The 21,344-nt window shown below is 39.3% G+C and carries 18 protein-coding genes; 16 read left to right on the top strand and 2 right to left on the bottom strand.

All coding sequences use genetic code 11. The features are described 5' to 3' along the window. Window positions 1-322 precede the first annotated feature (322 nt). The 12 genes from spoVS (at window position 323) to hfq (ending at window position 15,012) form a co-directional block, all read left to right on the top strand. Window positions 323-583, top strand: a complete 261-nt coding sequence (gene spoVS, locus ACFS5O_RS15095) for a stage V sporulation protein SpoVS (RefSeq protein WP_010193268.1) — start codon at window positions 323-325, stop codon at window positions 581-583. A 354-nt stretch (window positions 584-937) separates the two neighbouring features. Continuing rightward, window positions 938-2,680, top strand: coding sequence for a 2-oxoacid:acceptor oxidoreductase subunit alpha (locus tag ACFS5O_RS15090; RefSeq protein WP_205726155.1), 1,743 nt, complete (start codon window positions 938-940; stop codon window positions 2,678-2,680). A gap of 1 nt (window position 2,681) precedes the next feature. Continuing rightward, complete coding sequence (locus ACFS5O_RS15085) at window positions 2,682-3,548, top strand: 2-oxoacid:ferredoxin oxidoreductase subunit beta (protein ID WP_198767093.1); 867 nt, start codon at window positions 2,682-2,684, stop codon at window positions 3,546-3,548. A gap of 181 nt (window positions 3,549-3,729) precedes the next feature. Beyond that, the gene (gene tdh, locus ACFS5O_RS15080) at window positions 3,730-4,770 is read left to right on the top strand and encodes an L-threonine 3-dehydrogenase (RefSeq protein ID WP_318300206.1); all 1,041 of its coding nucleotides are present in this window, start codon (window positions 3,730-3,732) and stop codon (window positions 4,768-4,770) included. Window positions 4,771-4,794: 24 nt separating this feature from the next. Further along, a complete protein-coding gene (locus ACFS5O_RS15075) occupies window positions 4,795-5,970 on the top strand; it encodes a glycine C-acetyltransferase (RefSeq protein WP_205727263.1) in 1,176 nt (391 codons plus the stop codon). Window positions 5,971-6,197: 227 nt separating this feature from the next. Continuing rightward, entirely contained in the window at window positions 6,198-7,718 is a 1,521-nt protein-coding gene (gene miaB, locus ACFS5O_RS15070; protein WP_379839350.1) for a tRNA (N6-isopentenyl adenosine(37)-C2)-methylthiotransferase MiaB, read from the top strand. Then, window positions 7,718-8,152, top strand: coding sequence for a YlbF/YmcA family competence regulator (locus tag ACFS5O_RS15065; RefSeq protein ID WP_066393841.1), 435 nt, complete (start codon window positions 7,718-7,720; stop codon window positions 8,150-8,152). The genes miaB and ACFS5O_RS15065 overlap by 1 nt, the downstream gene beginning before the upstream one ends. 464 nt (window positions 8,153-8,616) lie before the next feature. Then, window positions 8,617-9,189, top strand: a complete 573-nt coding sequence (gene cotE / locus ACFS5O_RS15060) for an outer spore coat protein CotE (protein WP_198767094.1) — start codon at window positions 8,617-8,619, stop codon at window positions 9,187-9,189. 104 nt (window positions 9,190-9,293) lie between these two features. Next, window positions 9,294-11,885: a DNA mismatch repair protein MutS gene (gene mutS, locus ACFS5O_RS15055; RefSeq protein ID WP_205726156.1), complete on the top strand. Its 2,592-nt coding sequence runs from the start codon at window positions 9,294-9,296 to the stop codon at window positions 11,883-11,885. A 14-nt stretch (window positions 11,886-11,899) separates the two neighbouring features. Then, window positions 11,900-13,783, top strand: coding sequence for a DNA mismatch repair endonuclease MutL (gene mutL, locus ACFS5O_RS15050; RefSeq protein ID WP_205726157.1), 1,884 nt, complete (start codon window positions 11,900-11,902; stop codon window positions 13,781-13,783). A 10-nt stretch (window positions 13,784-13,793) separates the two neighbouring features. Further along, window positions 13,794-14,744: a tRNA (adenosine(37)-N6)-dimethylallyltransferase MiaA gene (gene miaA, locus ACFS5O_RS15045; protein ID WP_205726158.1), complete on the top strand. Its 951-nt coding sequence runs from the start codon at window positions 13,794-13,796 to the stop codon at window positions 14,742-14,744. Window positions 14,745-14,775: 31 nt separating this feature from the next. Then, complete coding sequence (gene hfq / locus ACFS5O_RS15040) at window positions 14,776-15,012, top strand: RNA chaperone Hfq (RefSeq protein WP_066393852.1); 237 nt, start codon at window positions 14,776-14,778, stop codon at window positions 15,010-15,012. A gap of 80 nt (window positions 15,013-15,092) precedes the next feature. Here hfq and ACFS5O_RS15035 read toward each other — a convergent pair whose 3' ends face one another. Continuing rightward, window positions 15,093-16,073 (bottom strand): tyrosine-type recombinase/integrase, encoded by a 981-nt coding sequence (locus ACFS5O_RS15035; RefSeq protein WP_205726159.1) that lies wholly within the window; start codon window positions 16,071-16,073, stop codon window positions 15,093-15,095. Between the two features lie 102 nt (window positions 16,074-16,175). Between ACFS5O_RS15035 and ACFS5O_RS15030 the strand changes: the two genes are divergently transcribed. Next, window positions 16,176-16,754, top strand: coding sequence for a YhcN/YlaJ family sporulation lipoprotein (locus ACFS5O_RS15030; protein ID WP_205726160.1), 579 nt, complete (start codon window positions 16,176-16,178; stop codon window positions 16,752-16,754). 131 nt (window positions 16,755-16,885) lie between these two features. Here ACFS5O_RS15030 and ACFS5O_RS15025 read toward each other — a convergent pair whose 3' ends face one another. Further along, window positions 16,886-17,509 carry a YitT family protein gene (locus tag ACFS5O_RS15025; protein ID WP_205726161.1) on the bottom strand — a complete coding sequence of 208 codons (624 nt, stop codon included), beginning with the start codon at window positions 17,507-17,509 and terminating at the stop codon, window positions 16,886-16,888. A gap of 274 nt (window positions 17,510-17,783) precedes the next feature. On the opposite strand from ACFS5O_RS15025, the gene spoVK reads away from it, so the two are divergent. From spoVK to ACFS5O_RS15010, 3 genes are read left to right on the top strand one after another with little or no spacing between them, the layout of a single operon-like run. Continuing rightward, window positions 17,784-18,737, top strand: a complete 954-nt coding sequence (gene spoVK / locus ACFS5O_RS15020) for a stage V sporulation protein K (protein ID WP_205726162.1) — start codon at window positions 17,784-17,786, stop codon at window positions 18,735-18,737. Window positions 18,738-18,776: 39 nt separating this feature from the next. Further along, window positions 18,777-20,033 carry a GTPase HflX gene (hflX, locus tag ACFS5O_RS15015; RefSeq protein ID WP_205726163.1) on the top strand — a complete coding sequence of 419 codons (1,257 nt, stop codon included), beginning with the start codon at window positions 18,777-18,779 and terminating at the stop codon, window positions 20,031-20,033. A gap of 1 nt (window position 20,034) precedes the next feature. Next, window positions 20,035-21,306, top strand: coding sequence for a methionine gamma-lyase family protein (locus ACFS5O_RS15010; RefSeq protein ID WP_205726164.1), 1,272 nt, complete (start codon window positions 20,035-20,037; stop codon window positions 21,304-21,306). Window positions 21,307-21,344: the final 38 nt, after the last annotated feature.

Raw genomic sequence — 21,344 nt, 5'->3', positions numbered from 1 at the left:
GAGATCAGTCCTACCGCTTTTTTCTATGGGGTATTTCGTATAGATATGTGGAGTGAAGCTTGTGATCAAAGCAATCAATGGCGTTCTTTGATAAAAGAGCGATTTACTTGTAAAATTCATCAAAGTTTTAATAAAAATCCACTTTTTGGTTTGAAAGAACTTCGTTAAGGGTACTAGAATATCGGGGTTTATTCATAGGGGCAGCTGCTTTAACAAATCAGCAAATAAGAGAGAGAATGCACAATTTTGTTTCGGCAGGAATACAAGCCTAAATCAATGAATATAGTAGAACAGGTATCTATCCTGAAGGAGGTTCAAAACAATGGAAATATTAAAAGTTTCAGCAAAATCTAACCCCAACTCTGTAGCTGGTGCACTTGCTGGTGTTCTCCGGGAACGTGGAGGCGCTGAAATTCAGGCAATCGGAGCAGGTGCATTAAACCAAGCTGTTAAAGCAGTAGCGATCGCACGAGGTTTCGTAGCACCGAGCGGAGTTGACCTCATTTGTATTCCAGCATTTACAGATATCTTAATCGATGGGGAAGAACGAACGGCCATTAAATTAATTGTTGAACCGCGCTAATTAAAGTGAAACCTGCTTGCTCATCAAAAGAGTAAGCAGGTTTTTAGTTTTGTAGACATATTTTCTTTTTAGAAGGTATGCGAAGAATAAGAGAAGGAAATGCGGAAACACATCTAGAATTGTAAAAGAGTAGTAACTTTTTTAAAGCGCTTTCATTTATTTACATTTTTTGTAATAGTTTGAATAATGATAGGCGAATACTTGCATTTTTATGAAGTTAAGTCTAGAATTGTAGACGTTTAGTACATAATTTAAGTAGACGTGATAATGCGCGTTCAACACAACATGAAACCATACTAAATCAAACTATTGATTGAAAAATTTAACGTTTGGGTTACTGAAAGGGTGGAGTACATGATTGATCAACTTTCTTGGAAAGTTGGCGGACAGCAAGGTGAAGGAATTGATAGTACAGGTGAAATTTTTGCGATGGCACTCAACCGCCAAGGCTACTATCTGTATAGCTATCGACACTTTTCTTCCAGAATTAAAGGCGGTCATACCAACAATAAGATTCGTGTAAGCACGAGTGAAACCCGTTCGATCTCTGATGATCTTGATATTTTAATAGCATTCGATCAAGAAACGATCGATGTGAATGTACATGAGCTTCGCGATGGTGGTGTGGTGATTGGAGACTCAAAATTCAATCCTACAGTTCCAGAAGACCTGAATGTTAGATTATATTCGGTGCCATTCACAGAGATTGCAAGTGAACTAGGAACATCTCTAATGAAAAACATGGTAGCGATCGGAGCGACTAGTGCTGTTCTAGGTCTTCCTGTAGAAAGCTATTTAGAAGTTGTAGAAGAGATTTTTGCACGTAAAGGAGCAAAAGTAGTAGAAAAGAATATGGAAGCTATCCAAAAAGGTGCAGACCGTTTCAATGAATTATCTGGTGGCCAGATTGATGGATTCCAATTAAATAAAGCTGATGGCAAAAAGAGAATGTTCATGATTGGAAACGATGCGATCGCTTTAGGATTCGTGGCAGGAGGCGTACGTTTCATGTCCGCTTATCCGATCACACCGGCATCTGAGATCATGGAATACTTGATTAAAAAACTGCCAGAGTTTGGCGGAACTGTCATTCAAACAGAAGATGAGATTGCAGCTTGTACGATGGCAATCGGAGCGAACTATGCAGGTGTTCGTACGATTACATCTTCAGCAGGACCAGGTCTATCCTTGATGATGGAAGCATTAGGTCTGTCTGGGATGACAGAGGTTCCGTTAGTCGTTGTAGACACACAGCGTGGAGGTCCGTCAACGGGACTACCTACAAAACAAGAGCAATCTGATCTCATGGCGATGATCTACGGTACTCATGGTGAGATTCCAAAAGTGGTTATGGCACCAAGTACGGTTGAAGAAGCATTCTATGACGCTGTCGAGGCGTTAAATATTGCAGAAGAATATCAGATTCCTGTAATTTTACTTACTGATCTTCAACTTTCTCTAGGTAAGCAATCCGTAGAACCATTAGATTATAGCCGCGTTGAAATTCGTCGTGGAAAACTTAATCCAAAAGAAGAGCTTCCAGATACAGATGATAAAGATGGGTACTTTAAGCGTTATGAAGTAACTGAAGACGGAATTTCTCCTCGTGTTATACCAGGTATGAAGAATGGTATCCACCATGTAACGGGTGTCGAGCATGATGAGACAGGAAAGCCTTCAGAAGTAGCAGCGAACCGTCAAAAGCAGATGGATAAGCGTTTGCGTAAACTTCAAAACCTTCGTTTTAACGTACCGGTTGTCAAACAAGCTCCTCATGAAGAAGCTGATATTCTTTTAGTTGGGTTCAATTCAACCAGAGGAGTGATCGAAGAAGCGATCCCTCGTTTAGAAGCAGATGGATTAAAAGTCAATCATGCCCACATTCGTTTGATCCATCCGTTCCCTGCCGATGAGATGAAATCGATGATCGACAAAGCAAAGAACGTAATCGTCGTCGAGAACAACGCGACAGGACAGTTGGCGAACATTTTAAAAATGAATGTTGGACAGCATGAGAAGATTAAAAACTTGTTAAAATATGATGGGAATCCTTTCTTGCCATCAGAAGTTGTCATGAAATGCAAGGAGCTGGTTTAAAATGGCTACATTTAAAGATTTTCGTAACAGCATCAAACCGAACTGGTGTCCAGGATGTGGAGATTTTTCTGTACAGGCGGCTATTCAAAGAGCAGCTGCAAATGTAGGTTTAGAACCAGATGATCTTGCTGTCGTATCAGGAATTGGGTGTTCAGGACGTATTTCAGGATATATCAAATCTTATGGTTTCCATGGGATCCATGGTCGCTCGTTGCCGATCGCGCAAGGTGTAAAGATGGCAAACCGTGATCTGACTGTTATTGCTTCAGGTGGTGATGGGGACGGGTTCGCGATCGGAATGGGTCACACCGTACATGCGATCAGACGAAACATCGATATTACTTATATTGTTATGGACAATCAAATCTATGGTCTAACAAAAGGTCAAACATCACCACGATCTGATGTTGGTTTTAAAACGAAGAGTACACCAGAAGGATCTGTAGAGTCAGCGATCGGAGTTATGGAACTGGCTTTAACGGCTGGGGCTACGTTTGTGGCTCAAAGTTTTTCAACGGACTTAAAAGAGTTAACATCGATCATCGAAGCCGGAATCAACCATAAAGGCTTCTCATTGATCAATGTATTCTCCCCATGTGTGACATACAATAAAGTGAACACATACGATTGGTTTAAAGAGCATCTCGTATCTTTAAGCACGATTGAAGACTATGATTCTTCAAACCGTATGATGGCTATGCAGACACTAATGGAAAATAAAGGTCTTGTAAAAGGGATCATCTATCAAGATAAAGTAAAACCTTCTTATCAAGATCTTGCACACGGATACAGCAAAGAAGCACTTGCAAAAGTTGATCTGAACTTGCCTGAAGAAAAGTTCAATCAATTGATGGCAGAATTCATGTAAGAAACAGCCCTTCTCCTAAAATTTGGAGTGGGGCTTTTTTCTTAATAAAAAAAATCCGCTAATTTTTTTTGGAATCTGCGAATGTCCGCGTGGTATGGACACAGCACTTTACCTTGATGTTCAATCCATGTACAATTATTTATGGAATTGATTATTAAGGTTCAAAGTGAGGGGTGTTTCTGTGCAAGGAAAAATGAAAGCAATAGTTAAGCATCATGCGGGTTATGGAGCTAGATTAGAAACAGTAGATATTCCTGAAATCAATGAGAGTGAAGTTTTAATCAAAGTTAAAGCGACTTCAATCTGTGGAACAGATGTCCATATTTACACATGGGATGAATGGTCACAGAGTCGTGTGAAAACGCCATATGTATTTGGACATGAGTTTTCAGGGGTTGTTGAAAAAGTTGGAAGCGCTGTTACAAATGTCTCTGTTGGAGATCACGTTTCAGCTGAAACACATATAGTTTGTCATTCTTGTCCACAATGCCTAAAAGGACAGTTTCATATCTGCAAGAACACGAAGATCATCGGTGTTGATACTCAAGGGTGTTTTGCAGAATATGTAGCGATGCCATCAGAGAACATTTGGAAAAATGATCTTAAGATGCCGTTTGAACACGGATCGATTCAAGAGCCGATGGGGAATGCTGTTCATACTGTGTTAGCTGGTGATGTTGCGGGTAAAACAGTAGCTGTTATCGGATGTGGTCCGATCGGTGTCATGGCGGTCAACGTTGCAAAAGCAGCAGGTGCAAGTCAGGTAATCGCTATTGATCTTAACGATTATCGTTTAGATCTTGCCAAGAAAGTAGGTGCGACAGAAGTGATCAACCCTAAAACCATTGATCCCGTTGAAAAAGTAATGGAATTAACGGATGGTAACGGTGTGGATGTTGTTTGCGAGATGAGCGGTCATCCGGTTGCGATCGATCAAGGATTCAAGATGATCACAAACGGCGGTCGTGTTTCTATCCTAAGTCTCCCTGTTAAACCTGTTGAGATCGACTTAACGAACGATGTTGTATTTAAAGGAGTTACTGTTCAAGGAATTACGGGAAGAAAAATGTATGAAACGTGGCAACAAGTTTCAGGACTTTTACAGTCAGGGAGCATGCATCCAGAAACGATCATTACTCATACACTTCCACTTGAAAAGTTTGAAGAAGGCTTTGATCTAATGATAAAAGGAAACTGCGGAAAAGTAGTTCTTATTCCTTAAATTCGAAAGGGGCAAAACATCGTGATGAAAGGTTTTGAATACCTGCAAGAAGAATTGGACCATATGAAAGAAGAAGGTACGTTTAGGAAGCTCGTACCTCTAGAATCAGAGCAGGGATCTAAAGTTGTGATCAATGGAAAAGAAGTGATCCAGCTCTCTTCCAACAACTACTTAGGACTTACAAGTCATCCTAAGATGAAGGAAGCAGCTCTAAAAGCTGTTGAAGAATTCGGAGTGGGTACTGGTTCTGTGCGTACCATTGCAGGAACTCTTTCCATGCATGAAGAATTTGAAAAAAAACTAGCTGAATTTAAGCACACAGAGGCGTGTCTTGTTTTCCAATCTGGTTTTTCTACAAACCAAGGTATCCTTTCTGCTATTCTAACAGATCAAGATGTAGTTATTTCAGATGAGTTAAACCATGCATCGATCATTGATGGAATCCGATTAACGAAAGCGAAAAGAAGAATCTACAAACACGTTGATCTAGAAGATTTAGAAGCGGCTTTAAAAGAGACACAGGAATTTAGAAAAAGAATCGTCGTAACAGACGGGGTTTTCTCTATGGATGGTAACATCGCACCTCTTCCGGGAATCGTAGAACTCGCTGAGAAGTATGATGCCCTCGTAATGGTAGACGACGCACACGCGAGTGGTGTATTAGGTACGAATGGCCGCGGTACGATCGATCATTTTAACTTGAACGGTCGAGTTCATATTCAAGTAGGAACATTAAGTAAAGCAATTGGTGTTCTTGGTGGTTATATAGCAAGTACGCAAACGTTAAGAGACTACCTGATTCATAAAGGTCGTCCGTTCTTGTTCAGCACATCGCATCCGCCTGCAGTCATCGCAGCTAGTTCAGCCGCGATCGACGTTTTAGAAGAAGAGCCAGAACACATGGAAAGACTTTGGGAGAACACGAAGTTCTTTAAAGCTGGATTAAAAGAACTAGGGTTCAATACAGGAGTGAGTGAGACGCCTATCACACCAGTACTTGTAGGTGATGACGCGCTAGCGCACAAACTATCGGATACTTTATTAAAATACGGTGTATTCGCTCAAGGGATCGCATTCCCAACTGTAGCAAAAGGAAAAGCACGTGTTCGTACAATCGTGACTGCTCAGCACACGAAAGAGGAGCTTCAAGCTGCATTAGATGCATTTGAAAAAGCAGGAAAAGAATTAAATATCATTTAGTTGTTTGTGAAGTTGACTTTAAAAGGAAAATATGACTTTTAAAGTCAACTTTTTTAATGGACCAGATCAAACCGAACAATTAATTAACCATAATATTATTATGTAAACTAAAACGATTACAAGTTTAACTATAATCCAATTTTTGATATAATGTTACAGTTGGATGAAAAACTAGATTTATGTTGAACGGATTACCTGCAGTAATGGCAATAAGGAGTGAAGATGTCTTGGATACTACGAAAGACAATAAAGAAGTGAAGACGAATGAAAAAGAAAGAGATTATTCACAATACTTTCAATCTACGTATGCACCGCCTTCTTTAAAAGACGCAAAAAAGCGTGGTAAAGAACAAGTACAAATATTAAAAGATTTTTCGATTCCGGAAAACTTAAAGAATATTGGTGTTGGCAAGAAGTTTTATATACGTACGTACGGATGTCAGATGAACGAGCATGATACAGAAGTTATGGCAGGAATTCTGAATGAGATGGGTTATGAAACCACATATTCGACGGATGATGCTGATGTGATCCTTCTAAACACATGTGCCATTCGGGAAAATGCAGAGAACAAAGTATTTGGTGAACTAGGACATTTAAAACATACAAAAGCGAACAATCCTAATCTTCTTCTAGGAGTTTGCGGATGCATGTCACAAGAAGAGTCAGTCGTTAACCGTATACTTTCTACTTATCCTCAAGTTGATATGATCTTTGGTACTCATAACATACATCGTCTGCCACAAATTATTGAGAACGCGTTATTCTCAAAAGAGATGGTAGTGGAAGTTTGGTCTAAAGAAGGAGATATCGTTGAGAACCTTCCAAGAAAGCGTAAAGGAAACGTTAAAGGCTGGGTCAACATTATGTACGGCTGCGACAAGTTCTGTACATATTGCATTGTTCCTTACACGCGAGGAAAAGAGCGAAGCCGTTATCCGCAAGATATCATAGAAGAAGTAAGACAGCTTGCGAGAGAAGGCTATAAGGAAGTAACATTACTTGGCCAGAACGTGAATGCATACGGCAAAGATTTTGAAGATCTAGAGTATGGCCTAGGCGATCTAATGGATGAGATCCGTAAGATCGATATTCCTAGACTCCGTTTTACAACAAGTCATCCGCGAGATTTTGATGATCGATTGATCGAAGTCCTCGCGAAAGGTGGAAACATCGTAGATCATGTGCATCTTCCAGTTCAACACGGAAACAGCGATGTACTCAAATTAATGGCCCGTAAGTATACACGTGAACATTATTTAGAACTTGTAAGCAAGATTAAAGCTGCGATGCCGAATGTAGCCTTGACTACGGATATTATCGTTGGATTTCCGAATGAGACGGAAGAACAGTTCCAAGAGACGTTATCTCTCGTTAAAGAAGTGCAGTATGATGCGGCTTACACGTTTATCTATTCACCTCGTGAAGGCACTCCAGCTGCAAAGATGCAAGATAATGTTCCGATGGAAGTGAAACGAGAGCGTCTACAGAGGCTGAACGCCATGCTGAATGATATCTCTTTAGAAAAGAACAAAGCATATGTTGGTAAAGTTGTGGAAGTGCTAGTTGAGGGAGAAAGTAAAAAGAATCCTGATGTACTAACAGGTCACACAGGTTCCAACAAAGTAGTAAACTTTAAAGCTCCTAAGCACTTAATAGGAGAAATTGTGAAAGTTCAGATTACCGATGCTAAAACATGGAATCTTGGCGGCGAATGGGTAGAAGAAAAATCAGAGGTGGTAGGCTAATGAGCACATATACAAAAGAAGAGATCTTGGGAAAAGCAAAAGAACTTGCAAAAATGATCGCAACAACTGATGAAGTTGATTTTTTTAAAAAAGCAGAAGCTCAGATCAATACGAATTCAAATGTAGCTAGATTGATGGGACAGATTAAGAATCTGCAAAAACAAGCTGTTAATCTTCAACATTATCAAAAGCATGAAGCGTCAAGAGAAGTAGAAGAAAAGATCGATGCTCTGATGGCTGAGCTTGATAGCATTCCAGTTGTGCAAGAGTTCAAACAATCACAAAGTGATGTGAATGATATCTTACAGATGGTTTCACATACAATCTCTAATAAAGTGACAGATGAGATCATTGAATCAACAGGGGGAGACCTTTTAAAAGGAACTACGGGCTCTCAAGAAGGATGTTCTCCTGGCGGTTGTGGCTGTCACTAAACAAAAACACGATGTCTCTTACAGGCATCGTGTTTTTTATTGTGATTACCTCGTATATCTGACGTTTCGCGTATACCTATAGAGGTATTAAGTACTTTCAATCCAGAAGTTTTGGTGTGGAATCCAAAAGTTTATGCTGTTCATCCACGAGATTCGGCTCTCAATCCAAAAGTTTTCACCTTTTATCCACGAGTCTACAAACCTCGACAAATTCTTCGCCATCCTGAAGTCCTATAGACTTACATACCTCTTAAAGCGTTTATCTTAAAGTAAAGATCAACTACTTTCAAAAGTTTAAACACCCCAATGTAATTTCACGTACCGTTCACCACATATAATATTTTGAGAACATTGGACAACAGATGCCCATATACTTAGACTAATTGTGTTTTGAATAATGGAAGACACAATAGGCATCCGCCCAGCATATACTGTATGTAGATTGGTAGAGGAGGGATTCATGTATGTCAAGACGCGTAGAACAGGAGCTGACTTACAGAGAAATCATCACAAAAGCGGTCTGCGGAAAAGGGAGAAAATTTTCTCAGGCTACGCATACCATTGCACCAAGTCATCGTCCGAGCAGCATTTTAGGGTGCTGGATCATCAATCATGCCTATAAACCAAAGCGGAATGGGGAAGCGGTTGATGTAGAAGGAAGCTATGACATTAACGTGTGGTATTCATACAATGATAATACGCGAACGGAAGTCGTAACAGAGACCATTCATTTTGTAGATAAAGTGGACCTTAGTGTAAGAGATAAGAATGCGTTAGGCGATCAATATGAAGTTACGTGCCGTGCACTTCAAGAGCCTAATACGTTAGAAGCGACGATTTCTCCGAACGGAAATAAAGTGATCGTTCAAGTAGAAAGAGAGTTTGTTTGTGAAATTATTGGAGAAACAAAAGTCTGTGTGTATGTGAACCCGGACGGTTTTGATGATGTAGAGACAAGAGATTGGGAATATGATGTGGAAGATGAGAATTTTGAAGACCTGGATCCAAACTTTTTAATAGGTGATTTGGAAGAATAATAAACGGGGAGAGAGCTTCCCGTTTTTTTCATGCAGAGAAAACGATAGATGCTTTGAATTATGTTATAATAGCGACATTGAAATGTTATGAAAAAGGTGAAATTATGGCTCAATATACTCCAATGATTCAACAATATTTATCAATCAAGGCAGCTCATCAGGATGCCTTTTTATTTTTCCGTCTAGGAGACTTTTATGAGATGTTCTTTGAAGATGCTGTTCAAGCATCTCAGATCCTCGAAATCACACTAACAAGCAGAGACGGCGGCTCTCAAGATCGAATCCCCATGTGTGGGGTACCGTATCATTCATCAGCGGGCTATATAAAAACACTAGTTGAGAACGGACATAAAGTAGCAATCTGTGAACAAGTAGAAGATCCTAAACTATCAGTTGGGGTAGTGAAACGTGAAGTCATCCAGATTATAACGCCAGGAACGGTTATTGATGACCATCTTCTTCAAGATAGAGAGAATAACTTTTTAGCATCCATAGAAAAAGATAACGATACATATGGATACGTTCTTTGTGATCTTTCAACAGGTGAGTTGAAGGGTTATACATATGACGGAAATCAGTTATCGTTCATACAATTGCTTTTAAGTCACGGTGTTAAAGAAATCGTCGGAAACCAAGAATTGTATGATGCTTGGACGAACACTGTAACACAGACAGGACAAGCCTCCGTTTCTATTCAGGAAGAAAGTTCTGTAGACAATCAGTTTGATCATCTTGTTCAAACGATCGCTCATCCTGTTTTATTACGTGCTGCAGGACGATTGTTCCACTATTTGACGCATACGCAAAAGCGATCGTTTCACCATATTAAAGCGGTTGAATATCAACAGAACGATAAAAGGATGAAGCTTGATGCGTTTTCTAAACGCAACTTAGAATTAACAGAATCCATACGAGCAAAAGGAAAAAAAGGTTCATTATTATGGCTGTTGGATGCCACGATGACAGCGATGGGCGCTAGAAAACTTAAACAATGGGTGGAAGAGCCGTTGTTCGTGAAAGAAACGATCGAGAAGCGTCTTCAGCTCGTTGAAAACTTAATCGGAGAATTCTTTATTCGTGAAGAGATCAAAGAACAATTAAAGTCTGTATATGATATGGAACGGTTGATAGCAAAAATATCTTATGGAAATGCTAGTCCGAGAGATCTTGTTCAATTAAAAAGATCTTTGTTCAGTGTTCCGGTACTTAAAGAAAAGATCAAAGGTATCCAAGGGAAATATGCGCTTGAACTTCATTCTAAGATGAATGAACATAAAACACTCGCAGACTATTTACATTCTGCTATTCATGATGATGCACCTATTCATATCAAAGAAGGTGGTCTCATCAAAGCCGGTTACAATGAGCAACTTGATCGATATAAAGATGCGAGCAGCAACGGTAAAGCATGGATCGCTTCTCTTGAGCAGCAAGAAAAAGCAGCTTCAGGCATTAAGTCTTTAAAAATAGGTTTTAATAAGATTTTTGGATACTACATCGAGGTAACAAAATCTAATCTTTCACAAGTACCGGATCGCTATGAAAGAAAGCAAACGCTTGCGAATGCTGAAAGATATGTGACCCCAGAACTGAAAGAGAAAGAAAGAATCATCTTAGAAGCGGAAGAGAAAATCTCAGGATTGGAATATACACTCTTTTTAGAAGTAAGAGAACATGTAAAGCAATTTATCCCTGGCCTGCAAGAGCTTGCGTCAGCTATTTCTGAACTCGATGTTATGCAATCATTTGCTGAGATCAGTGAGCAGTATCGTTATGTAAGACCGACAGTTTCAGAGGATGGTATCGTAAATATTGTGAACGGGAGACACCCTGTTGTTGAGAAAGTAATGGATGCACAAGAATATGTGCCAAATGACATTGTTTTAAATAAAGAAAGAAACATGTTACTTATTACTGGACCGAACATGGCTGGTAAGAGTACGTATATGCGCCAGTTAGCACTTACAGCTGTTATGATGCAGATCGGTTGTTTCGTTCCAGCAGAGAGTGCTGAACTTCCCATGTTTGATCAGATCTTCACGCGTATTGGAGCAGCTGACGATCTAGTGGGCGGACAGAGTACGTTTATGGTCGAGATGCTAGAGACGAACTTTGCCCTAACGAGTGCTACTGAAAATAGTTTGATTCTTCTAGATGAGATCGGCAGAGGAACTTCCACGTATGATGGGATGGCATTAGCGCAATCCATCATCGAATTTATTCATGAAGAAATAGCTGCCAAAACACTCTTCTCTACTCATTATCATGAACTTACCATCTTAGAAGAGTCTCTTCACTCACTAAAGAATGTGTTTGTAAGTGCAGTTGAAGAGAATGGCAGTCTTGTATTTTTGCATAAAGTTATTGACGGACAAGCAGATAAAAGTTTTGGTATACAAGTGGCAGAGCTCGCTGAACTTCCAGAACCCGTGATCTCTAGAGCAAAAACGATCTTACAAACCTATGAAAATCAAGAAAAACGAGAGGCGCTTCCCATTCAGGAGGTATCAGCAACTAAGGAAGAAGTTATTCAAGAAAGTCAGTTGAGTCTTTTTGTTGAAAAAGAAGAGACGACGAACAGAAGAGACAATAAAGAGCAAGAGTTGATCAAAGAGTTAAAAAGTTTAAATGTATTAGAGATGACGCCACTCGATGCGATGAACGCGCTATATAAACTGCAAAAAAAAGTAAGATAAAGGAGGCGTGACAAATGGGCAAAATTGTACAGCTAGATGAACATCTTTCCAATAAGATCGCTGCAGGTGAAGTTGTTGAACGCCCAGCCTCTGTTGTTAAAGAACTTGTTGAGAATTCAATCGATGCCAACGCAACGAGAATAGAGATCGAAGTTGAAGAAGGTGGATTATCACTCATTCGTGTTCTAGATAACGGGGACGGAATCGAGCCGGAAGATTGTGTGCTCGCTTTTAACCGACATGCGACAAGTAAGATTAAAAGTGAGCAAGATTTAATCCAAATCCGTACCATGGGCTTTAGAGGAGAAGCGTTACCGAGTATATCTTCTGTCTCTCAAGTAGAACTTAAATCATCAACAGGTAAGGGACCGGGTGCTTATCTGTTTATTGAGAACGGTAGAATCGTTAAACAACAACAAACAAATAGCAGAAAAGGGACTGATCTGACTGTTCGTAACTTATTCTATAACACACCAGCCAGATTGAAGCATGTGAAGACCATCCAGACAGAACTAGGGACGATCAGTGATCTAGTGAACAGACTTGCTCTTGCTAACCCAGATGTTTCTTTTCGTTTAAAGCATAACGGAAAAGAGCTTCTGCACACTTCTGGTAACGGAAACCTGTTGCAGATCATCGCTTCTGTATATGGGATACAAACTGCTAAAAATATGATCTCCGTTTCTTTTTCTTCATTAGATTATGAAGTAACGGGCTATATAGCAAAACCTGAAATAAACCGAGCGTCCCGTCAGTATATGTCGTTCTTTATGAACGCTAGATATATAAAGAACTATGCATTATCAAAAGCTGTACAGAATGCTTATCACACTTTTCTGCCGATCGGGCGTTTTCCGATCGCGGTTCTATCCGTTAAGATGGACCCTACAATTATAGATGTGAACGTACATCCATCCAAACATGAAGCAAGGTTGAGTAAAGAAGTCGAACTCGTTCAGCTCGTTGAGAATGAGCTCAGAAAAGTGATCAGAAATCAGCAGTTGATCCCAGATGTTCAGTTTAAGAAAAAAGAACAAAGAGAGAACGATCGAGAAGAACAGCGTTCATTTACTTTCGATTACCAAAGAAACACAGAAGATGTTCACACGGATGTAAAAGAAGATATAGAAACAGCACAAAGTGAAAGCGGGTCCAGTATGATTTCAGATGATGCTGAACCTTCTTTTATAAGAGAGACTTCACATGAAGTTGATGAGATTGAAGAGGGTGTGGTGGATTTACTACCAAATTCTGAATGGAACGAAACTCCAGTAACGAAAGAGGATGACCTTCACCAGACTGATGCATCAGTTGATAAGATTCCGGTTATGTTTCCGATCGGACAGATGCACGGAACATATATTCTTGCTCAAAATGAGAACGGATTGTACCTCATCGATCAACATGCTGCACAAGAACGTATTAAATATGAGTATTTCAGAAAAAAAGTGGGGCAAGTCGATCGAGAAGTCCAACTGTTAGCCGTACCATATACGTTTGAGTTCACCGCGAGTGAATCTGCTTTTTTAGAGAGTCACATAGAGACTCTCGGCGAAGTGGGTCTGTTTTTAGAAACGTTTGGACACAATACGTTTATCGTAAGAGAGCATCCACAGTGGTTTCCGAAAGGATATGAAAGAGAAATCATGCTAGATATCATCCAGCAGGTGCTCGATCATAGAAAGGCCGATATTGAAAAATTAAGAGAAGATGCAGCGATCATGATGTCGTGTAAAGGATCGATAAAAGCTAATCATCATTTAAGGAACGATGAGATCTTTGCATTGTTAGAATCTTTAAGAACATCAGAAGATCCTTACACATGTCCGCACGGCAGACCGATAACGATCCATCTATCAACATATGAACTTGAGAAGATGTTCAAAAGAGTGATGTAGGAGTAAAACCATGAAGGAAAAATTAGTAGTGATCGTAGGCCCAACGGCTGTTGGAAAAACAAAAACCAGTATCGAACTTGCTAAGGCGATCGATGGTGAAATAATTAGCGGCGATTCTATGCAGATCTATAGAGGTCTTGACATCGGAACTGCCAAGATTACTGAGGAAGAAAAAGAAGGCATCCCTCATTATTTGATCGATATTAAAGATCCTAAAGAATCATTCTCAGTTGCTGAGTTTCAGAAGCTGGCGAGGGAACGAATAACAGAAATCAACCAAAGAGGAAAGGTTCCGATACTTGTAGGTGGAACGGGGTTATACGTTAGAGCTGTCACGCATCACTATGAATTCTCTGAAGCAAATCGGAATAACCAGTTGAGAGATGAACTTCAAAGAAAGTCAGAGATCGAAGGGTCAGAGGCATTGCATGCAGAACTAATCAAAGTTGATCCAGAGCGTGCAAAAGAGATTCATCCTAATAATGTACAGCGAGTGATAAGAGCGCTTGAAATCTATTACACAACAGGAAATGCCCCCTCTACAGAACAAGGAAAGAATAGAAGTGATGAAGAATCAATCTATCAATTAGCTTTAGTTGGTTTGACGATGGATCGAGAGCGATTATACAAACGCATAAACGAGAGAGTAGATCAAATGGTTCAGCATGGGGTACTAAACGAAGCAAGAATGCTTTTTGAACAAGACATAACGAACAGTCTGGCTGCTAAAGCGATAGGCTACAAAGAGTTTTTTCCTTATCTTTCAGGGGAAAGTACGTTAGAAGAAGCGATCACTTTGTTAAAAAGAGACTCGAGGCGATATGCAAAAAGACAATACACATGGTTTCGAAATCAGATGGATGTAGAATGGTTCAGCATGGACGAGGATTCCTTTCACAAAAAATTTCAAGAAATTCAGCACTTTGTTGAAGGGAAATTAGAAATTTCCGAGAATGTATAAGGGTAATGCCCAAAGAGGAGGATCTGTTCACATGAAGCAATCAATCAATTTACAGGATCATTACTTAAACCAGTTACGTCGCGAAAACATTTATGTGACCGTATATCTGCTGAATGGTTTTCAGCTTAAAGGTTTAGTGAAGGGGTTTGACAACTTTACGGTTGTATTAGAGGCAGAAGGAAAACAGCACCTCATTTACAAGCATGCCATTTCAACGTTTACCCCACACCGAAATGTCGATTTGTCTTCTGCAAATACAAATGAATAAAAAAACTCTCCCTACTGACCTTGCTATAAGGTTGGTAGGGAGTTTTTAATTTTTACACATATTTAGTCCATTACCCTTGATTATCCCTTTTTTATTCTCGTTGTTTCTAAATAAGCTTCATAGCGGTTCAGAGTGAGATTTGATTTTAATCCAAACCATAATTGAACGTCTTCCTCAGCTTTTCCTTCTTTTAAAAGGTTTAAGATGGCTGTTCTTCTTAAGTGTTGTGAGCTGATTCCTTCTCTTAGACCAGAGCGACGGATCTCTTGTCTCAGCATCTTCTGTATAGCGATAACCGTTAACGGTTTTGGCTCATACTTTCCATAATCAAACCGATATGTTCCTCTTTGGTAATCAAACGCGATAAAGAAACGATCTGAAGAATATTTTCTTGGCCGGATGGCTTCAGGAATATCTTCCTTGTATTCGTATAATAGATCTTGTGTCTTATCGTCAAGTGAGATCAATCTTGTTTCTTTTTTGTTGATTACTGTTAATTCATGCTGTGTGAAATGCACATGCTTCATTTCAATATTCGTGATTTCCTGTAGTGTAATGCCATAACGGTAGAGAAGTGAGAGGATCGCTTCATTTCTTTTGATCAAAAGGTGTCTATATTTTTGCTGTTTCTCCGTTAGGCCATCATATGAAGATAGTGTTTGAAAAAGCATCTTGTATTCTTCATCTGAAATAAAATCATCATCCGTAAAATGAGTGTCTTCTTTAAGGGTTTGCTCTAGGCCAGAAAAAGGATTGGATGAAATCTTTCTATTAGCATGCAGGTAGGAAAAGAGACTTTTAATAACTGTGAAAACTCGTTTGCTTGTGGCGGTTCGATATTCTCGTTGTTCGGAAAGAAAAAGAAAGTATTCATTTAACGTTACAGCATCCAGGTGCTGTATCACTTGTAAATCATCATTTTCCTTCATAACTCTAACCCATGCAAAAAAATCTAAAAGATCATAATAATAGCGTTTTATCGTGCTGTTCGTTCTATCTTTTTTTTGTAGGTGAACAATAAATGGTTCGGCATATTCGGGTAAGTGTGGATAATCTTCCATAATTGCCTCCTATAACCTCTTTTTCCCATTATATCAAAGCGTCTTTTTTTTGCATATTTCAACAAAGTCCAATGAAAACTATGGAAAAAAGGATGGTTAAATATGCGGAAATCAGCAATGTTCGTTCTATCTTCAGTTCTTCTCTTAAGTGCTTGTTCAGGCAAAACCGGTTCTGGAGATGAAACGCTAGATACAAAGCAAGTAAAATACAATACATCAGAACGAAAACCGAATACACAGATAGATTCACCGTTAGTGGTTGAAAAGTCTGATGAAGTTCATCAATCTAAGGATCTTGTTCTGCTGGCGGAAAAAGTAAACGGAGTAGATAAGGCGTATGTCATTGTAAGTGGTATCTATACACTAGTCGGCATCGTTCCTGAAGAGCCTGTTTCACCGGGGAAAGAAAACGATCAACTGCGCCAAGACGTTTATAACGGATTAAAAGGAAATGCGCATGGAAGAAATGCGGCCATTACAACGGACCCAGATAAGATAGAGCAAATAAAGAAGCTTGGAAACACTGCGTCACATAGTAAACATGATTCAAAGAGTGGAGTCTATAATGAGCTTGGGATTCTAATCGGGAAAATTAAGCCATTAAAAGGGCAGTCGAAATCTACAGAGAGGCAAGAAATGCATGAAGAGATGAATCATGATCGAGATGATCTCTACGAGTAAAAAGTTTTATTTCCTAAGCAAGCGCAGAAAATGACAAAGATAGACAGTTTGTTTACATAATAATTAATATGTAAATAAAAGATGTTGGAACGAAATAAGAAAAGAGCATTCTCCGATTACGAAGAATGCTCTTAACTATTTTGAAGTGTTTCTGTATCAGTCGTCTGATACACAGCTTCTGAAGGTTTAACAGCGCTTTTTAATTTTCCAGTCAAAAAGGAAGCGACGGTTATAGCGATAATTGATATTAATGCATTTTTAAATCCAAACATGACCACAGCAGAAGACACAATAATAAAATCTGTAACAAACAAAGAGATTCCTCGATTGATATTAGATTTTTGTTCTAAGTATAGAGCGAGAATGTGTATGCCACCTAGTGATGCTCCTGAATTTAATACAAAGCTAACACCTATACCTATCAAACTTCCGGCAATGACCGCAGCGGCGATCGGTGAGATTAGAGGAAGTGTAAGATAATCCATCAAATCTGAGATGGCAGAGATGAGTATGATGCAAAGAAACGTCAGAAGAGAGAAATTCCAACCCAGTTTTTTTATTGATAGAATAAAAAAAGGTAAGTTTACGATTAAGAACAGAATGCCCCATGTCCAATTCGTCATAAAAGAAACGAGAGTAGCAATTCCTGCTGTACCGCCAAACGTTAACGTGTGTATGTTTAATAATTTTATGCCAATCGCTGTTAAAAACAATCCAATGAGTATATACAAGCTTTTCTGTATTTTTATATGCATAATTTTTTCGTCCATTCATTTCGTACTTTTTTCACATTATTTAACATAACACGGAAATCTTGCATACTTGAGTATTTTTATTCATCTGAAAATAGAAAACGCTTACATTTAAATAAATATATATTCATTCTAAAAACAAAGCTTGTCTTTGTAGTAGATCATAAAACTTCAACATAAATTGATAACAGTGGATCAAGAAATCGTATGGGCATTTGTCACGGAAACGGATGTAGTTGCGTATAATGATTTGACTGGCAAAGTGAGGTGGTTCCTTTTGAATGAACCGATTGCGATAAAAAAGCAAAGGCAGATCAATATCGTTTTAAATCAAGGGAATGAGAAATCTAGAATCGACGATGGAGCGGCACTTGCAGGAAAAAAAGAAAAAACGATTGAAAAGCACCAACCCCTCATTAAAATGGAAAAAGATTTAAACCGTTTAGTAGGAATGGAAGAATTGAAATTTCATGTTAAAGAGATCTATGCGTGGCTTCATATTAATAAATGCCGTCAAGAGTTAGGGTTAAAAGCTGAAAAACAAGCTCTTCATATGTTGTTTAAAGGTAACCCAGGCACAGGAAAGACCACTGTAGCAAGAAAACTAGGGACTTTGTTTCATGAGATGAAAGTCCTCTCTAAGGGCCATCTGATCGAAGCGGAGCGTGCTGATTTAGTAGGAGAATATATTGGACATACGGCTCAAAAGACACGTGAGCTTCTAAAGAAAGCTAGCGGTGGGATCTTGTTTATCGATGAAGCGTATTCTTTGGGCCGTGGTGGAGAGAAAGACTTTGGCAAAGAAGCGATCGATACACTCGTAAAAGCTATGGAAGATCAGCAACACGATTTCATCTTAATCTTGGCTGGTTATCCAAAAGAAATGGACCGCTTTTTAAAATTAAATCCGGGTTTACCTTCTAGGTTTCCACTTGTTATCTCGTTTCCTGATTATTCGGTGGAGGAGTTAATGGAAATCGCAAAGAGAATGATCTCAGAAAGAGAATACATGTTAACAAGAGATTGTGAATGGAAGCTAAAAAGTCACATCGAGCGGATCAAGCAAAGCAATCCAGGTTCGTTTTCTAACGGAAGATACATTCGTAATATGGTTGAAAAAGCGGTCAGAAGGCAATCTGTCAGGCTCTTGTACGAAAGCAACCAAGACAGAAGAACGTTGATGACGATTCAAAGTGATGACCTTGTGCTAGAAGAACGGGATACGATTTGATATGATGAGAGGAGACTATGGAAAGCAGGGATCGCAAATTTGAACAAAAACAATGATTCAGTTCATGAAAAAGCGATACTCGTCGGATGTCAGCTTCCACGGCAGAACGACGAGCGTTTTTTTTATTCAATGGAAGAATTAAAATCTTTAACAAAAACAGCTCAAGGAACTGTTTGTGCTGTTGTTACGCAAAAAAGGGATCGATATGATTCTTCTACTTTTATCGGAAAAGGTAAAGTAGAAGAGATTATTACACTTGAAGAAGAGCTTGAAGCAGATATCATTATTTTTAACAGTGAGTTATCTCCTTCTCAAGTTCGAAACTTGTCGTCTCATTTCAACGCAAGAGTCATTGATCGTACACAGCTGATTCTAGATATCTTCGCTCAACGTGCGAAGACTAGAGAAGGAAAGCTTCAAGTAGAACTCGCTCAGCTTGAATACTTACTACCTCGTTTATCAGGTATAGGCGCAAGTCTTTCAAGGTTAGGTGGAGGAATCGGAACTCGTGGTCCTGGTGAGACGAAACTTGAAAAGGATAGACGCCATATTCGGTTTCGTATACACGAACTGAAAACACAGATCAACTCAGTTGTAAGTCATAGAGAAAGATATCGAGAACGTCGCAAACACCAAGGTGCTTTTCAAGCAGCTCTTGTTGGCTATACGAACGCAGGCAAGTCAACGATCTTCAATAAATTAACAGAAGCTGATAGTTATGAAGAAGATCAATTATTTGCAACGCTTGACCCGTTAACGCGAAAAGTAAAACTGAAAAGTGGTTTTCAGATGCTGTTAACAGATACGGTAGGTTTTATTCAAGATCTACCTACGTCATTGATCGCTGCCTTCAGGTCTACATTAGAAGAAGCAGCTGAAGCGGATCTTCTTATCCATGTGATCGACGGTTCTAGTGAGGATCGTAACCAACATGAACAAACGGTCAAACGTATTTTGAGTGATCTAAAGGCATCCCATATTCCGATGCTCACGGTATATAATAAAAAAGATCAGTTTGGAGAGGATTTTATCCCAGAGAGTCCATCCATATCGATTTCTGCGTTAGAGAGTACAGATATTTCCTTGTTACTCGAAACGATTGAAAAAGAAGTGATGAAACAGATGACTTTTTATGAGGTTAAGGTTCCGTCTCATGATGGCAAACTTTTATCACAACTTCGTGGAGAAACCATACTAATTACGCAAGAATTTAATAAAGAAGAGTTGGTCTATGAATGCAAGGGATACGCGTTATCTTCCTCTTCCATTCCGTCCATCAGCAACAAAGGAGAATAACATGTATTCACAGTTTCAAAATGAAGAAGTATTGAAACATACTTCAGAAAAAGTAACAGCACGTATTATAGATCAACATAAGCTGATTGAAGAGATAAGTGAAATGAATCAGTTAAAAGTGTTGAGAGCATTTCAAAACAATCAAGTAGGCGATCATCATTTTCATCCTTCAACCGGTTATGGATACGACGATTCTGGTCGAGATACTCTTGAAAAGGTGTATGCAGATGTTTTTAGAGCAGAGGCTGCAATCGTTAGGCCGCAGATCATCTCTGGTACTCATGCCATCACGCTATCTTTATTTGGTATGCTCCGTCCTGGAGATGAATTGCTTTATATCACTGGCAAACCATATGACACGCTTGAAGAAATCGTGGGGATAAGGGGTACAGGTGAAGGATCATTAAAAGATTACAACATATCGTATCAACATGTAGACTTGACTCTTGAAGGCGCGATTAACTTCTCAGAAGTTCAGCGTGCGATTAACGAAAAAACGAAAGTAATCGGTATTCAACGCTCCAAAGGATATGCAGATCGTCCATCCTTCACAGTGAATGAAATAGAAGAGATGATCTCTTTCGTAAAAGAGATCAAATCAGATGTGATCGTGTTTGTTGATAATTGTTATGGCGAATTTGTTGAAGAAAGGGAACCCATCGAGGCAGGAGCAGATATTATTGCTGGCTCCCTGATTAAAAACCCTGGCGGTGGGCTTGCCAAAACAGGTGGTTACATTGCAGGAAAAGAGAAGTTGATCAATAAGATCTCTTATCGACTAACCTCTCCTGGTATTGGCCGTGAAGCAGGGGCATCTCTTTACAGCCTTCAAGAAATGTACCAAGGATTCTTTCTAGCTCCTCACGTAACAGCTCAAGCGTTAAAAGGTGCGGTATTTACAGCTGCTTTCTTAGAAGAACTAGGAATGGAAACACGCCCTTCTTTTAATGCAAAGAGAACAGACCTTATTCAATCTGTCATCTTTAACGATCGCGAGCGGATGATTAAGTTCTGTCAAGCTATACAAAAAGCATCACCGATCAACTCTTATGCGATTCCATACCCTGATTATATGCCAGGCTATGAAGACGATGTGATTATGGCAGCAGGTACATTTATTCAAGGAGCAAGCATTGAATTAACAGCAGATGGTCCGATCAGACCGCCATACATAGCGTTCGTGCAGGGTGGGCTTACGTATGAACATGTGAAGATTGCTGTATTATCAGCTGTTGATGAACTTTTAACTCATGGACTTATTAATAAACGATAACAATAGATGAAACAAAAAAGAGGCAAACAGCCTCTTTT

Origin of the sequence: Fictibacillus nanhaiensis (genome assembly GCF_042686385.1) — a bacterium.
Classification (GTDB): Bacteria; Bacillota; Bacilli; order Bacillales; family Fictibacillaceae; genus Fictibacillus; species Fictibacillus nanhaiensis.
Note: the sequence above shows the minus strand (reverse complement) of the source record. Positions and strands in the feature narration are given on the sequence as shown.

What these genes read in the sequence shown, in the direction of transcription:
- spoVS (WP_010193268.1), top strand. Translation starts at nt 323, where the DNA reads ATGGAAATATTAAAAGTTTCAGCAAAATCTAACCCCAACTCTGTAGCT.
- ACFS5O_RS15090 (WP_205726155.1), top strand. Translation starts at nt 938, where the DNA reads ATGATTGATCAACTTTCTTGGAAAGTTGGCGGACAGCAAGGTGAAGGA.
- ACFS5O_RS15085 (WP_198767093.1), top strand. Translation starts at nt 2,682, where the DNA reads ATGGCTACATTTAAAGATTTTCGTAACAGCATCAAACCGAACTGGTGT.
- ACFS5O_RS15075 (WP_205727263.1), top strand. Translation starts at nt 4,795, where the DNA reads ATGAAAGGTTTTGAATACCTGCAAGAAGAATTGGACCATATGAAAGAA.
- ACFS5O_RS15065 (WP_066393841.1), top strand. Translation starts at nt 7,718, where the DNA reads ATGAGCACATATACAAAAGAAGAGATCTTGGGAAAAGCAAAAGAACTT.
- cotE (WP_198767094.1), top strand. Translation starts at nt 8,617, where the DNA reads ATGTCAAGACGCGTAGAACAGGAGCTGACTTACAGAGAAATCATCACA.
- mutS (WP_205726156.1), top strand. Translation starts at nt 9,294, where the DNA reads ATGGCTCAATATACTCCAATGATTCAACAATATTTATCAATCAAGGCA.
- mutL (WP_205726157.1), top strand. Translation starts at nt 11,900, where the DNA reads ATGGGCAAAATTGTACAGCTAGATGAACATCTTTCCAATAAGATCGCT.
- miaA (WP_205726158.1), top strand. Translation starts at nt 13,794, where the DNA reads ATGAAGGAAAAATTAGTAGTGATCGTAGGCCCAACGGCTGTTGGAAAA.
- hfq (WP_066393852.1), top strand. Translation starts at nt 14,776, where the DNA reads ATGAAGCAATCAATCAATTTACAGGATCATTACTTAAACCAGTTACGT.
- ACFS5O_RS15035 (WP_205726159.1), bottom strand. Translation starts at nt 16,073, where the DNA reads ATGGAAGATTATCCACACTTACCCGAATATGCCGAACCATTTATTGTT.
- ACFS5O_RS15030 (WP_205726160.1), top strand. Translation starts at nt 16,176, where the DNA reads ATGCGGAAATCAGCAATGTTCGTTCTATCTTCAGTTCTTCTCTTAAGT.
- ACFS5O_RS15025 (WP_205726161.1), bottom strand. Translation starts at nt 17,509, where the DNA reads ATGCATATAAAAATACAGAAAAGCTTGTATATACTCATTGGATTGTTT.
- ACFS5O_RS15010 (WP_205726164.1), top strand. Translation starts at nt 20,035, where the DNA reads ATGTATTCACAGTTTCAAAATGAAGAAGTATTGAAACATACTTCAGAA.